13 protein-coding genes are annotated in these 14,303 nt (G+C 70.2%); 2 read left to right on the top strand and 11 right to left on the bottom strand.

Annotated elements, in window-relative coordinates; genetic code table 11:
• Window positions 1-62: 62 nt before the first annotated feature.
• The 3 genes from ABZT02_RS27405 to ABZT02_RS27395 all read right to left on the bottom strand — a co-directional run bounded on the left by ABZT02_RS27405 (window position 63) and on the right by ABZT02_RS27395 (window position 2,318).
• Window positions 63-845 carry a zf-HC2 domain-containing protein gene (locus ABZT02_RS27405; protein WP_356021781.1) on the bottom strand — a complete coding sequence of 261 codons (783 nt, stop codon included), beginning with the start codon at window positions 843-845 and terminating at the stop codon, window positions 63-65.
• A 47-nt stretch (window positions 846-892) separates the two neighbouring features.
• Window positions 893-1,414: a sigma-70 family RNA polymerase sigma factor gene (locus tag ABZT02_RS27400; RefSeq protein WP_010039908.1), complete on the bottom strand. Its 522-nt coding sequence runs from the start codon at window positions 1,412-1,414 to the stop codon at window positions 893-895.
• Window positions 1,415-1,733: 319 nt separating this feature from the next.
• Window positions 1,734-2,318, bottom strand: coding sequence for an ABATE domain-containing protein (locus tag ABZT02_RS27395; protein WP_356021779.1), 585 nt, complete (start codon window positions 2,316-2,318; stop codon window positions 1,734-1,736).
• A 234-nt stretch (window positions 2,319-2,552) separates the two neighbouring features.
• On the opposite strand from ABZT02_RS27395, the gene ABZT02_RS27390 reads away from it, so the two are divergent.
• The gene (locus tag ABZT02_RS27390; RefSeq protein WP_356021777.1) at window positions 2,553-3,053 is read left to right on the top strand and encodes an anthrone oxygenase family protein; all 501 of its coding nucleotides are present in this window, start codon (window positions 2,553-2,555) and stop codon (window positions 3,051-3,053) included.
• An 11-nt stretch (window positions 3,054-3,064) separates the two neighbouring features.
• Here ABZT02_RS27390 and ABZT02_RS27385 read toward each other — a convergent pair whose 3' ends face one another.
• The 8 genes from ABZT02_RS27385 to ABZT02_RS27350 form a co-directional block, all read right to left on the bottom strand.
• Complete coding sequence (locus tag ABZT02_RS27385; protein ID WP_356021775.1) at window positions 3,065-4,219, bottom strand: uroporphyrinogen-III synthase; 1,155 nt, start codon at window positions 4,217-4,219, stop codon at window positions 3,065-3,067.
• Between the two features lie 119 nt (window positions 4,220-4,338).
• A complete protein-coding gene (locus ABZT02_RS27380; RefSeq protein ID WP_356021773.1) occupies window positions 4,339-5,721 on the bottom strand; it encodes a nitrate/nitrite transporter in 1,383 nt (460 codons plus the stop codon).
• Between the two features lie 176 nt (window positions 5,722-5,897).
• Window positions 5,898-6,269 (bottom strand): hypothetical protein, encoded by a 372-nt coding sequence (locus tag ABZT02_RS27375; RefSeq protein ID WP_356021771.1) that lies wholly within the window; start codon window positions 6,267-6,269, stop codon window positions 5,898-5,900.
• A gap of 111 nt (window positions 6,270-6,380) precedes the next feature.
• Window positions 6,381-6,764 (bottom strand): hypothetical protein, encoded by a 384-nt coding sequence (locus tag ABZT02_RS27370; protein ID WP_356021769.1) that lies wholly within the window; start codon window positions 6,762-6,764, stop codon window positions 6,381-6,383.
• Between the two features lie 132 nt (window positions 6,765-6,896).
• Window positions 6,897-8,120, bottom strand: coding sequence for an acyltransferase (locus ABZT02_RS27365; protein WP_356021767.1), 1,224 nt, complete (start codon window positions 8,118-8,120; stop codon window positions 6,897-6,899).
• Complete coding sequence (locus tag ABZT02_RS27360; protein WP_356021765.1) at window positions 8,117-10,318, bottom strand: glycosyltransferase; 2,202 nt, start codon at window positions 10,316-10,318, stop codon at window positions 8,117-8,119. The genes ABZT02_RS27365 and ABZT02_RS27360 overlap by 4 nt, the downstream gene beginning before the upstream one ends.
• Window positions 10,318-11,238 carry a hypothetical protein gene (locus tag ABZT02_RS27355; RefSeq protein ID WP_356021763.1) on the bottom strand — a complete coding sequence of 307 codons (921 nt, stop codon included), beginning with the start codon at window positions 11,236-11,238 and terminating at the stop codon, window positions 10,318-10,320. The genes ABZT02_RS27360 and ABZT02_RS27355 overlap by 1 nt, the downstream gene beginning before the upstream one ends.
• Before the next feature lie 361 nt (window positions 11,239-11,599).
• Window positions 11,600-12,595, bottom strand: a complete 996-nt coding sequence (locus ABZT02_RS27350; RefSeq protein ID WP_356021761.1) for a LysR family transcriptional regulator — start codon at window positions 12,593-12,595, stop codon at window positions 11,600-11,602.
• An 83-nt stretch (window positions 12,596-12,678) separates the two neighbouring features.
• Between ABZT02_RS27350 and ABZT02_RS27345 the strand changes: the two genes are divergently transcribed.
• Window positions 12,679-14,007, top strand: a complete 1,329-nt coding sequence (locus tag ABZT02_RS27345; protein WP_356021759.1) for an MFS transporter — start codon at window positions 12,679-12,681, stop codon at window positions 14,005-14,007.
• Window positions 14,008-14,303 lie beyond the last annotated feature (296 nt).

Raw genomic sequence — 14,303 nt, 5'->3', positions numbered from 1 at the left:
GGGCCCCCTTCTGACGTGCTGGGCAGCCGTCAACCGTACGCGAAGGGGGCCCCGGCGGGAAGTTACGCGTCGACCTCGACGAGCTTCTTGCCGTCGGAGGTGACGACCTCGAAGTGGTTGATGTCGTTCTGGGCCGGTGCGACCGCGCCGCCGATGTAGAGAGGCTGCTTGGACTCCGGAGTCTTGCCGTCCGGGATGCCGTAGCCCCACTTGCCGACGGACCAGGTGGAGGCCGTCCAGCGCTCGCCGTTGTCGGTGACGGCGATGAGGGAGCACTTGATGTCTCCCTTGACGCCCTTGAGCTCCAGGCCGAGCGAGGTGCCCCAGTTCTTCTCCTGCATGGCGACGGTCGCGCTGACGCCGGTCGAGGAGTCGGTCGCGGACACCTTGTCGCTCATGGACTCGAAGAGTTCCTTCGCGGTGCTCGCGAGGACCCTCGGCTGCTCGCTGTTGCCGCCGCCGGAGTCTCCGCCGCCGGCCGCCATCGCGGCGAACGGCCCGCCGATGATCAACGCGCCCGCGGCCGCGACCATGTAGAAGCTGCGGCGCCGCTTCTGCGCACGGCGCTCGGCGACCTCGTCCACGAGCTTGTTCACGATCCGCGGACTGGGCTTGGCGGACAGCGACTCCCCGATCGCGGGGGTGCCGGAGCCCGGCAGGTCCGCGAGGGCGGCGAGCATCGGCTCCATGCCGGCGAGTTCGTCGAGCTGCTGGGCGCACCATTCGCAGGTCGCGAGATGAGCCTCGAAGGCGGTCGCCTCGGCGTCGTCGAGGATCCCGAGGGCGTAGGCGCCGACGGTCTCGTGCTCGTTCGGCACCGGAGATCCCATCATGGAGCCAGACATACCCGAACCACCTGTGCCGAATCCCTGGTTACCCCCGTAAACACCCATCACGCTGTCACCCCCCGCTCCTCCAGTGCGAGCTTCATCGACCGCAGGGCGTAGAAGACCCGCGAGCGGACTGTTCCGCTGGGGATGCCCAGTGTCTCGGCCGCCTCGTTGACGGTACGCCCCTTGAAATACGTCTCGACGAGCACCTCCCGGTGGGCCGGGGTCAGGTCGTCGAGCGCATCGGACAACGTCATCAACCACAGCGCCTTGTCGATCTCGTCCTCCGCGGGGATGACCTCCAGCGGCGACGGATCGACCTCCTGCGGCCGGGCCTGCCGGCTGCGGTGGCCGTCGATGACGATGCGCCGGGCGACCGTCACCAGCCAGGGGCGTACCGAACCGGTCGCTCGATTGAGCTGTCCGGCGTTCTTCCAGGCACGGATGAGCGTCTCCTGCACCACGTCCTCGGCTCTCTGGCGGTCACCCGCAACCAACCGGAGGACATACGCAAGGAGAGGCCCGGCGTGCTCTCTGTACAGGGCACGCATCAGCTCCTCATCAGGTTCCGAGGGCTGGGACATGCGATGTCGGGCCCTCGATCCACGTTCATTGGCCACGACAGAATCCTTGCGCACGCCCACCTCCGATGTCCGGGGGATCCCCCAGTCGGTCGCTCGTGGAGGGGTACGGACGCGGGGGGTCGGGTGTTCAAAGGGCGACGACAGTTTTCTTCTGAGTGACGTGACGAGACAGGACATGCGCGCACATTCCCGCCGCGCGATCTTTACATTTCCACCACACAGGCAAGATCACGACTACGGCCCGTGAGGTTGAGCGAGTAAACGAGATGTAATCGAAATCACTTCGACTGCCGCTCCACAGAAGGGACATAACGACCAGTCAGGCGCGCGAGAGCGCCGCGCGCCGACGATGCCGGGCCACCCTTTCCCGGTTCCCGCACACCTCACTGGAGCACCAACGCCTCCTGCGCCCCCGTGACGTATCCAGGTACACGATGGGGCAGTTGTCCCCTTCGCACTCTCTGATCCCGGCCCGCGCGACGGGGTCCGTCAGCAGTCCCACGGCGTCCCTGGCGATGGCCCCGAGCAGTGCCGCGCACTCGGCCGGACCGTCCAACTCACGCACCAGCGTGCCGTTCTCGTCCGGTACCGCGCGCGGGGCGGGGGGCGCGGCGCGGGCAACCTCGTTGACGTGGGCGAGCGCGAGGTCGTAGCCAGGACCGGGGGCACCCCGCACCAACTGTCCGATACGTCCCCGCAGTTCGCGGAAGCCGACGAGCCAGGAGGGGTCCGCGTGCGTCAGGTCCGTCCCCTCCGGCACCAGTCCCGAACCGACGATCCAGGCGCCGAGCACCTCCGTCGAGTCGAGGCGTTCCTCGGGGTGGGTGGTCGCGAGGAGGTCGAGACAGATCCGTCCGGCGTCGAACCGCAGCTCGTACGCGACCGTGGCCGTACCCAGTGCCATGTGCCTGTCACCGCCTTGGGGTGCCCCGGTCGTTGAGGGCCGGTGAGGTGCTTCGAGGCTGTGCGGGGCTGTTCCGGGGCTCCCTCTAACAGTGCCTTCCCGCCCTCGCCGCCGGAACCCCTCGTACCGGGAGCGGTGCCTGGACGGGCACGTAGGCCGGTGCCTGGACGGGCACGTATGCGGGTGCGCGTCTCGGCCATGTCGGCGCGCGGGCCGGCGCCCTTGACTGGGCACATGACACAGAGCAGCAGGAGCAGCCGACTCGTCCTGGGCGCGGCCACGGTCGCCACGGGCCTGATCGCCGGGGCCTTCTACGTCTTCGCGTGCGCCGTGATGCCGGCCCTGGCCCGCAGCGACGACCGCGTCTACGTCGAGGTGATGCGCGACATCAACGAGGTCATCCAGAACCCGGTGTTCTTCCTGAGCTTCCTGGGCGCCCCGGCGCTCACAGCGGTGGCGGCCTGGCAGGCGCGGGGCCGGGACGATCGCCGGTGGGTCTGGGCGGCGCTCGCGACCTCCGCCCTGGCCTTCCTGGTCACCGTCGTCTTCAACGTCCCGCTCAACGACGGCCTCATGAAGAACGGCGACCCCGGCGCCCTGCGCGAGGAGTTCGAGGGCCCGTGGGTCGCCTGGAACGTGGTGCGGACGGTGTTGCTGACGGTGACGCTGGGACTCCTGCTGAAGGCCGCGGCCAGTCGTGCCGCCAGGGGGACCAGCTGGACGCCCGCCGACTGAGCGCTCGCCGGCTAGACGTCCGCGTACTTGGCGTCGGCGGCCGGGTCGAGTGCCAGCCGGTACCCCCGCTTCACCACCGTCTGGATCAGCTTCGGGGCGCCGAGGGCCGTGCGGAGGCGAGCCATCGCCGTCTCCACCGCGTGTTCGTCACGGCCCGCGCCCGGCAGCGCCCGCAGCAGCTCCGCCCGCGACACCACCCACCCCGGCCGCCGCGACAGCGCCCGCAGCAACGACATCCCCGCCGGCGGCACCGGCCGCAGCAGCCCGTCGACCAGGACCGCGTGGCCCCGGATCTCCACCCGGTGGCCGGCGATGGGCAACGACCGGGCCCGACCGGGAAGTTCCTGGCACAGCAACTGCACGAGCGGCCCGAGCCGGAAACGCTCGGGCGAGACCGTGTCCACCCCCCGTGCCTGCAAGGGCAGCGCGGTCACCGGGCCGACACACGCCGGCAGCACATCGTGGTTGAGCGCGGCGAGCAGCTCCGGCAGCAGACTCCGGTCCTCGGCGCGCGACAGCAGCGAGGCCGCGGCGGGAGCACTGGTGAAGGTGAGCGCGTCCAGCCCCCGCGAGACAGCCGCGTCCAGCAGCCGGTCCATCGGCGCGAGGTCCTCCGGCGGCATCCACCGGTACACCGGCACCCCCACGACCTCCGCTCCCGCGGCTCGCAGAGCCTCCACGAACCCGGGCAACGGCTCGCCGTGCAGCTGGATGGCGACCCGGCGTCCCTCGACGCCCTCCTCCAGCAGCCGGTCCAGTACCTCGGCCATGGACTCGGACGAAGGCGACCAGTCCTCCGTCAGCCCGGCGGCCCGAATGGACCCCTTGACCTTCGGCCCGCGCGCGAGGAGTTCCACCTCGCGCAGCCGGTCGAGGAGCACCTCACCGAGCCCCCACCCTTCGGCGGCCTCGACCCACCCCCGGAACCCGATGGCCGTGGTGGCCACCACCACGTCCGGCGCCACGTCGATCAGGTCCTTCGTCGCCGCCAGCAGCTCGCTGTCGTCGGAGAGGGGCACGATCCGCAGGGCGGGCGCGTGCAGGACCGCGGCCCCGCGGCGCTGGAGCAGCGCACCGAGTTCGTCTGCCCGGCGCGCGGCCGTGACTCCCACGGTGAACCCCGCGAGGGGGCCGTGTTGCTCTGTTGCCTGCTGTTCGTCGTACATGGCTCTCGTCCCGCACTCGAGTCGTCGTACACAGTCGTACGTCGTCGTCCCTACATGCCGACCGAGCCTGTCAACGGCTCGTGACAGGCTCGGTTCCGGTTCATGTCGCCAGTGTTACGTCACACCTCGGCGTAGCTGAGCTGCGGCTTCGCCTCTGTGGCGGTCGAGGCCTGGCCCTGGGCTGCCGTACGGCGAAGGTATACGGCCCAGGTGACCAGGAAGCAGGCCGCGTAGAAGGCGAGGAAGGCGACGAACGCGCCGGTGCCGGAGCCATAGGAGAGGAAGGACTGCCGGAAGGCGAGGTTGATGCCGACGCCGCCGAGCGCGCCGACCGCGCCGATCAGGCCCATGGAGGCACCGGAGAGACGGCGGCCGTGGGCGGCGGCCTCTTCCCCTTCGAGCCCCTTGGCCAGGGCCTTCGTGTGGAAGATGCCGGGGATCATCTTGAAGGTCGAGCCGTTGCCGAGGCCGCTGAGGACGAACAGCACCACGAACGCGACGGTGAACAGTCCGAGCGACTTCTCCATGCTGGCCGCGATGAGGACGGCGGTCGCGGCGGCCATCCCGACGTAGTTCCACAGCGTGATCTTCGCGCCGCCGTACTTGTCGGCCAGCGCGCCGCCCACCGGACGGATCAGCGAGCCGAGCAGCGGGCCGATGAAGGTGACGTACGCGGCCTCCAGCGGGGTCCGGCCGAACTGGTTCGTCAGCACCTGGCCGAAGGCGAAGCTGTAGCCGATGAACGAGCCGAACGTGCCGATGTAGAGGAAGGACATGATCCAGGTGTGGCCGTCCCTCGCGGCGTCCTTCGCGGCCCCGGTGTCGTTCTTCACGTTCTCGATGTTGTCCATGAAGAGCGCGGCGAGGACGGCGGCGACGAGGATCAGCGGGATGTAGATCCCGAGCAGCACCCGGGGTCCGCCGCTGGCGCCGATGATCGCGAGCGCGGCCAGCTGGATGACCGGGACGCCGATGTTGCCGCCACCGGCGTTGAGCCCGAGGGCCCACCCCTTCTTACGGAGGGGGAAGAAGGCGTTGATGTTGGTCATGGACGAGGCGAAGTTGCCGCCGCCGATACCGGCCAGCAGACCCACCAGCAGGAAGGTGTTGAACGAGGTCCCCGGCTTCATCACGGTGAACGCGGCGATGGTGGGGATGAGGAGGAGGCTGGCCGAGATGATCGTCCAGTTCCGCCCGCCGAAGATGGCGACGGCGAAGGTGTAGGGGACGCGTACGACGGCGCCGACGAGCGTGACCATCGACGTCAGCAGGAACTTGTCGGCCGGCGTCAGCCCGTACTCCGGGCCCATGAAGAGCACCAGCACGGACCACAGGGTCCAGATCGAGAACCCGATGTGCTCGGAGAGCACGGAGAAGAGCAGGTTCCGCTTGGCGATCTTCTCGCCGGTCTCCTTCCAGAAGGTCTCGTCCTCCGGATCCCACTGCTGGATCCAGCGGCTGCCCCTGCTCGGGGGTGCGGGGGCTGTGCTAGGGGCTGTCATGACGCCTCCACGGTGCGACGGGGCTCAGTTCCTGCTACGAGTGACTGGTCCCGAAGGTAGGGAGGACGCGTTTCCTGCCTGTGTTTCGTCGGGTGACCGGAAAGGAACTTTGCTCTCACCCCGAGGGCGGGCGGGATGAGAGGTCGTGGGTGCTTTGTGTTACGAGAAGCTCCGCTTCACCGTTCACCGTCCTGGGAGCCGTCGTACTCCTCGAGGATCCGCAGCCCGAGATCGGACTCCCGGTCCAGGGCCCATCGTCGCAGCTCACAGATGTCGTCGGGGCTGAGCCCGCACGCGGCGAACTCCTCTTCACCGACCCGTACGACACTCTCCAGGCGGTCACGCAGATCGCACGGGTCGAACTCACCCAGCTGCTCGAGCTCGATCACGGGCAGGCGGTAGAGCAGGTCGATGATCGGGACGGTCACCGGCTTGTCCCAGCGGGCCAGGTGGCCCGGGAGCGCCTGCCCGGACCCACCCACCTCGCACCACAGCAGCGTCCCCGCCTCCCGGTCGAGCAGCCCGTCCCGAGCGGCCGCCCACCCCACAAATCGGCGGACTCCCGCAAAAGGAACAGCCCACGCCCTCCGACCTCACCCACCAAGGCGAGCGGTACACGGTCGTCGGGAGGCCGGGCGAAGGGAGCGAGGAACTCGCCGCTACCCGCTACTCCAGATTTCGCTCTGCTCAGCCGAGACACCTGGAGCCTCGAACGGGTCAGTCCCACCGAGCAAGGCGCTGGCCCGCTGACACAGCACGAGCCCAGTGACCTCTCTGGACCGGAGAGCCAGGGCGAGACTCCGCTCACCCCACACATCGGCAAGCCCAGAGATCTCAAGAATCTCGCGAGCTTCGCCCGTGCCGGCGAGAGTGATTTCCATCGACTCGAACCGGGTGGCCATCTTCATAGCGCTCACGCCCTCGAAGAGCAGATCCAGGCAGGCGCTGTCCACCTCGTCAGGAACCGCCCTGAGCAGCAACTGGGAGTGGCCGACCCCATACCGCCAGACTCTGAACGTACGCCCGGAGCTGAACGCGACCATGCCACTGGACGTCTCATGTGAACGGGCTGTCAACGACACTCCCCCTCGAGTTCCACCTCGGCAGGCGCCTCAGTGCACCGTCAGCCCGTCTTATCCCCTGGCCCACGCCGCAGGAACCCACGGCCCAGCCCGTCAGACCTCATGCCCGACCGCAACCCGCGCCTTCCCGTTCCCCCGCTTCACCCCGTTCGGCCACACCCTCGGCCGCCTCTTCGCCGCCAGGTCCTCGATCCACCCGAACGCCAGAATCGCCACCCCGATCAGCGGCCACACCAGGAAGAACATCCACAGCGTGTCCGTCGAGTCGAGCGCGGCGACCGCGCGGTCGCTCTGCATGAAGGGGAGGCGGTAGGCGAGGTCGATGATGGGGACCGTGGCCATGATGAGCAGGTTGTGCCAGAGGTAGATGGTGACGGCACGGTTGTTGGAGAGGGTGACCAGTTTGTCCCAGCGGGCGAGGCGGCCCGGGAGCTCCTGCCAGGACGGGGAGTACTGGAGCAGGATGACCACGAAACCGAAGGACCAGGCCGCCTGGGCGAGCGGGATGTCGTTCAGGTCCCAGCCCTCGGGGCCCAGATGTCCGGAGGCCCACCACAGGGCGAAGGACATCACCAGGACCGATCCGGAGACGGCGAGATAGCGCGGGACCTTCGCCAGCACTCCCTCGTGGTGCGCGAAACCGAGGACCCAGCAGCTGCCGTAGACCGCGAAGTCGGTGACCGCGTTTCCGAGTTCGCCGGGGATCGTGACGACTCCCGTGCCGACCACGGCCGTCAGGGCCAGCGGTGCGAGCAGGGTCGCCCACGGCACCCTGCGGAACGCCCACAGCAGCAGCGGGGAGGCCAGCACGAACCACAGGTACGCGCGGAGGTACCACAGCGGGCCCACCGCCTGGTCCGCCCACGTGCTCTCCAGCAGGTCCTTCGGGAAGCCGACCTCCCAGGGGTACGGCGGCGCCCCGATCGGGACGACGTAGTTGACCAGCTCCAGCAGGCCCCACGTGCCGCTGTGGTCCGGGTCCTCCGAGAGCCTCCAGCCGCCTACGAACATCAACGGCAGCACCACCGCGCTGAACGCCCAGAGGGGAGGCAGGAGTCGGCGTACCCGGCCCCTGATCACGCTCAGGGCCGGGCGGTTCAGTGAACGTGCCATCAGCGAGCCCGCCAGTGCGAACATCACGCCCATCGACGGGAACAGCACGGTCAGCCACGCCCAGCCGAACAGGTGGTAGAGGACCACGCGCACGAGGGCGAGGGAGCGAAGGAGGTCCAGGTAGCGGTCCCGGCCGGGCGCCCTGGGCGGCGCGGCGGCCACCTCCCGCTGCTCCCGCTGCCCCGCCGTGTACTCCTGCGTCATCCGACCGGCCTCCGCTCGTCGCTCTCACTGCGTGTCCGCTGCCGCGGCACCGATCCGCCCGGTGCCTCGACGACTCCCGTGCGGCGCAGTTTCTGCCAGCGCAGGCGGCCTCCGGTGAGGGCCGTGATCCAGGACTGGAGCAGTACGACGTACATGAGCTGGCGGTAGAGGATCTGCTGCAACGGCAGCGAGATCAGGTGGGTCATGCGTTCCCGGTCGAGGCGGAACGCGTAGGCGGCGCAGACCAGTTGGATCGCGAGGACGCCCAGCCAGGCCACGATCGTCTTCTGGGTCGGGCCGAACACGACGCCGTAGAGGAGGAACACGTCGATCAGGGGGGCCAACAGCGGGGCCACCACCATGAAGAGGGACACCAGCGGCAGGCCGACCCGGCCGAAGCGGCCCGACGGGCCCCGTTCCACCAGCGCGCGCCGGTGCTTCCAGATCGCCTGCATGGTGCCGTACGACCAACGGTAGCGCTGGGACCAGAGCTGTTGCACCGACTCCGGTGCCTCCGTCCAGGCGCGCGCCTTCTCGGCGTAGACCACGCGCCAGCCGTCCCGGTGCATGGCCATCGTGATGTCGGTGTCCTCGGCGAGCGTGTCGTCGCTCATGCCGCCGACGCGTTCCAGGGCGGAGCGGCGGAACGCCCCCACCGCGCCCGGGATCGTCGGCATGCAGCGCAGGACGTCGTACATCCGGCGGTCGAGGTTGAAGCCCATCACGTACTCGATGTGCTGCCAGGCGCCGATCAGCGAGTCCCGGTTGCCGACCTTGGCGTTGCCCGCGACGGCTCCGACACGCGGGTCACCGAAGGGCTGGACCAACTCCCGTACGGTGGACGGCTCGAAGACCGTGTCGCCGTCCATCATCACGATGATGTCGTGACGGGCGTTCGCCAGACCGCGGTTGAGGGCGGCCGGCTTGCCCGCGTTGAGCTGGCGGACCACCCGGACGTTCGGCAGGCCCATCGCCTCGACGATCCGCGCGGTGCCGTCGCTCGAACCGTCGTCGATGACGAGCACCTCGATGGGATGCTCGCTCGCCATCAGTGAACGGACGGTGTTCTCGATGCACTTGGCCTCGTTGTACGCGGGGACCAGCACCGACACCGGCCGGGTGACCGGCTCTCCCCAACGGAAGTCCTTTCGGCGCACCCGGCGGGCGTGGATGCCCGAGAGCAGCAGCATGAGGACGAAGCGGCCGATGACCAGGGAGCCGATGATCGAGAGTCCGACGACGAGGACGTCGGTGATGTGCTCGGAGGCCTGGACCAGGAAGATCCACGCCTTGCCCTTCCACAGTTCGGGTCCGGTGACGGCGGTGTGCGCGGTGGGCGCGTCGAGGGCCTCGGTGAGGTTGTCGAACTCGTAGCCCTTGTCCTTCATGTCGGGCAGGAACCGGTCGAGCGCCTGGACCGTCTGGTGGCGGTCGCCGCCGGAGTCGTGCATCAGCACGATCGCGCCCTTGCCGTTCTTCGGCGTGGCGTTGCGGATGATCTGGTGGACGCCGGGCTTCTGCCAGTCCTCGCTGTCGGTGTTGTTGACGACCGTGATGTAGCCGCGGGTGCCGATGTACTCGGTGACCGGCCAGGACTTGTTGTCCATGGCGTCGGCGAAGGAGGAGTACGGCGGGCGGAAGAGCGAGGTGCGGATACCGGCCGCGCCGGCGAGCGCGAGCTGGTTCTGGGAGAGCTCCCAGTCGATGCGCTTCTTCGACTGGAAGGACAGGTCGGGGTGGTTGAAGGTGTGCAGCCCGATCTCGTGGCCCTCGTCGACCATGCGCCTGACCAGGTCCGGGTAACGGGAGGCCATGGTGCCGGTGACGAAGAAGACCGCGTGCGCGTGGTGCTTCTTCAGGACGTCCAGGACCTTGGGGGTCCAGGTCGGGTCGGGGCCGTCGTCGAAGGTGAGGACGAGCCGGCGGTCGGGCATTTTCAGGCTGGTGGCGCGGCCGCTGCGGGTGTCGATCACCGGGCCGCCGTCGAGGATCTTCTCCGGCACCTTGTCGGTGGAGGCCTCGGACCGGATGCGGTGGTCGGCGAGGATCTCGCTGTGGACGTAGCCGCGCAGCATCAGCATCGCCATGAGGGCGACGAGGACGAGCACGGGCAGCAGCAGGCGCATGGGCAGGCGACGGCGCCTGGAGCCGTCGGGGGCTCCTGGTGCGGCCCCCGGGCGGCGGGTACGGGATGCCATCAGAGGATGTTCTCCGGGGACGGGGAGGAGAGCGGGGCGTCGGAGGGCACCGGAGCGGAGGTGCCGGGTGCCGTTGGCCGGGACGTCTCCGACGCGATGGGCGAGGGGGCGGCCGGGCCGTCGGCGACCGTGCCGGGTCCGGCGCTGTCACCGCCCGTGGTCTGGGTCGGGGCGACCGAGGGCTCGGGGCTGGTGGTGACGGGCGGGCTGACCGACGGGCTGGGCGGCGGGGTGACCGACTGCGTCGGCTGCGTCGACGGATCGGCGCTGACCGACGGGTTGCCGCCCGGCTGGGTGGCGGTGGCCGACGGATCGGCGGACGCCCCCGTCCTGCCCGGACGCACAGTGGCACCGGGCGCGGTGCCGCTGGCCCCGGGAACCGGTGTCGCCCCGCCGCTGACCGTCGGGGTGGTCCCCGGGATCACCCCCGCGCCGACGGACGGCTCGGCGGACTCGGCCGGCAGCGGGCTGGTGTCGACCTTGCCGGCCGGGGCGTCGTCCTTCGGGCCGGTCATGGGGAGCCAGGGCGCGTTGGAGTTGCCGGACAGCAGGGTGACGACGATGACGACGGCGTAGACCGCGCAGGCCAGACCGACGGCGATGCCGATCCGGCGGAAGCGTCGGCTGCGCCGGCCCGACTCGTCGACGAACACCGGGCCGTCGGAACCCTCGGATCCGCCGTCGCCACCCGGGCGGCCCTCGATACGGCCCTCGATACGGTCGTCGCCGTTCAGGCCGATCGCGTCGAGCTGGACGGTCACCTCGTGCGGGTCGTGGGTGCCACCGGCACCACCGGCACCGCTGCCGGACTCGTCCCACGGGTCTCGTACGACGGCTTTGCGGCCGGCCGGCTCGGGAAGGTCCCGGCCGCGGTTCGCTCTCGGGGCCCCGGGGAAGTCTGCCCTGCCGCCGTCGGCCAAGGCTCCGGTTCCATCGGAGGCAAGGGCTCCGGTTCCGCTGGAGGCGAGGGATCCGGTGCCGCCGGCTTCTCCGGCTGCTTCGGTTTCCCTGATCTCTCCGGTTTCCGGAAAAGCCTGGGTGGTGCCCCCAGTCGTCACTGTGTCCTGGCCCCCTGATGCCACCTCGGGCCATTCCAGTTGGGCGTCTTCTCGCCACTTTTTCACGCGCACGCACATCCCCCCACGGGCTGATCTGGGCGCGCTTTCGACCTTGAGCACACGTCGGCCGAACCGGGCCCCCACCCGGTCCGAGCGCCCCCTTTACCACACCGTGCTCAGGCCACGAATGTAGCGCACACGAAGCAGGTGTGTTTGCCACGTGTCATTTGTGGATGTTCATATCGGCCTCATCGGTGGCTGGAATCCATCCATCGGAGGGCCGACGAAGCCAGTCATGTTCGACGGACAGTTCGATTGCGGCGCGCCGGAGGGCGTCGAACGCGGGATGCGCCAGACCCCTGCGCCACACCAACGACACGGGTGACAGCGGCACCGGGTCGACCAGCGGACGCAGCACGGTGGCGGGCATGGCCGGAAAATCCACGACCGCGAGAATCGGGTTCCGGATCTTCGCCATGATCCGCTGGAACTCCTCGTCGCCGACCGCGAGCGGGGCCGGCGGGGCGATCTCGATGCCCCGTCCTTCGAACAGCCGACGAGCGAGATCGGTCCATTCCGGAGTGCGCGGATTTCCGGCCCCCGCGTACACGGTCTCGCCCTCCAGGGCAGCGAGCGGCACCCGCTCCAGCAAGGCCAGCCGGTGGCCCTCGGGCAGGACGACGGCCATGGGCTCGTACCGCACGGGCTGGTGGCCCAGGGCCGCCCGCAGCGCCGGGTCCAGACCGGCGAACCGGCCGAAGGACGCGTCGAGACGACCGGCCAGCAGCTCCCCCGCCGCGCCCGTCAGCCCGCTCTCGTAGCGGGCCATCAGCTCCTGGTCGGGGGCGAGTTCCCGGGCCCGCAGCAGCACGGCGCGGGCGGTGGCCTGGTCGGGGTAGTTCAGGTCCACGAGCAGGGGGCGGGCCTGCGCGAAGGCGGCGAGCAGTTCGTCCTGGGCGTCCAGGGCCCGGCGGGCGTACGGCACCAGCCGCTCGCCGTCGACGGTCAGTGTCACCTGCCGGGTGGTGCGCACGAACAGCTCCGCGCCCAACTCCCGCTCCAGCCGCCGTACATCGCGACTGAGCGCCTGCTGGGCGACGTAGAGCCGGGCCGCCGCGCGGGTGAAGTGGAGCTCGTCGGCGACCGCGAGGAAGGCGCGCAGGAGACGGGGGTCGAGGTGAGGGGAGCGGGGGCCGGGGCTCGGGCTGGGCGCGGACATCGGGCGAACTTACAACACAGGTGCGTGAATCGGTACGGAGAAGGTGTTGGACCCCTTGATCGTCTCCGCGCGACGGTAAGGGCATGCCGCAACCGAACCGAACGATGGCCACCACGACCGCCGACGCGCTCGTCATCGTCGACTTCAGCCCACGGGGCCCACGCGGCCCACGAAGCCGGCACGCCTCGCGCTCCCCGCGTCGCCGCCGCACCCCCGGCCCCTACCGCCGTCTTCTCGCCACCCCAGGAGCCCGCGCGTTCACGATCGGGAACCTTCTCGCCCGGCTTCCCATGGGCATGTTCAGCGTCAGCGCGGTCGTCATGATCGCCGGGACGCGTGGCTCGTACGCCCTCGCCGGCGCCGTCACCGCGGCCGGTCTCGCGGCCACGGCGGTCGTCGCCCCGTGGACCGCGCGGCTCGTCGACCGACATGGACAAGCCAAGATCGCCGTACCGGCCACGGTGCTCGCCGCCCTGGGTTCGCTGGCGCTGCTGCTGTGCGTCCGCCTCGGCGCCCCGGCGTGGACGCTCTTCGTCTCGTACGCCGCGACCGCCACGACCCCCAATCTCGGCGGGATGTCCCGCGCCCGCTGGGCCCATCTCCTCGACGGCGACGAGAGGTCGCTGCATGTGGCGAACTCCTTCGAGCAGGCCGTGGACGAGGCGTGCTTCATGCTGGGGCCGGTCCTCGCGGCCTTCCTGTGCACGGCGTTCTTCCCGGAGGCGGGCACGCTGACGGGGGTGGCGCTGTTGGTGACGGGCGTGCTGGTGTTCACGGCACAGCGTTCTACGGAGCCGCCGGTGGGCGGGCGCGGTCTCTCGAAGGCGCCCTTCCGCGCACCCGGCGTGCCTCCGCTCCTCGCCGTCTGCCTCGCCATGGGTGCGGTGTTCGGCTCCATGGAGGTCGTCACCATCGACTTCGCCGACGCGCAGGGACACCGCTCGGCGGCCGGGATCGTGCTCGCGCTCCAGGCGGCCGGTTCGTGCGCGGCGGGGCTGGTCTACGGCGCGACGCACCGGACCGGCACGGGGTCCGCGGAGGACCGTTACGTGTGGTGCATAGCCGCCATGACGGCTCTGCTGACGCTCCCCCTGCTGACCGCCTCCCTCACCGGCTCCCTGCTCGCGCTGGCCCCCGCGCTGCTGATCGCCGGGATGGCGACCGCCCCGACGATGGTCACCGGGATGACCCTGATCCAGCGGCGCACCCCGCCCGGCCGCCTCAACGAGGGCATGACCCTCGCGGTGACCGGCCTGCTCGGCGGAATCGCCTGCGGGAGCGCGGCCGGCGGCTGGACGGTGGAACACGTGTCGCCGTCGGCGGGCTACGGCATCCCGGTCACGGCGGCCGCGGCGGCACTGATGATCGCGCTGACGCGCACGAGACCAACGAGAGCACGGCCCTCACTGTGACCGGCCCGCCCGGCAGGATCGTTCTGCGGAAGCCCGGGCGACAGCTTGAAGGTTGGGCACACCGCCCCCGGCCGGGGGCGGCCCCGATGCTCGCACCCACCTGCACGAGACCAACGAGACCACGCCCCTCACTGCGACCGGCCCGCCCGGCAGGATCGTTCTGCGGAAGCCCGGGCGACAGCTTGAAGGTTGGACACGCCTCCCCCGGCCGGGGGCGGCCCCGATGCTCGCACCCACCTGCACGAGACCAACGAGACCACGCCCCTCACTGCGACCGGCCCGCCCGGCAGGATCGT

Origin of the sequence: Streptomyces sp. NPDC005402 (assembly GCF_040606575.1) — a bacterium.
In the GTDB taxonomy this organism is placed as follows: Bacteria; Actinomycetota; Actinomycetes; order Streptomycetales; family Streptomycetaceae; genus Streptomyces.
This window is presented reverse-complemented; position numbering and strand designations above follow the sequence as displayed.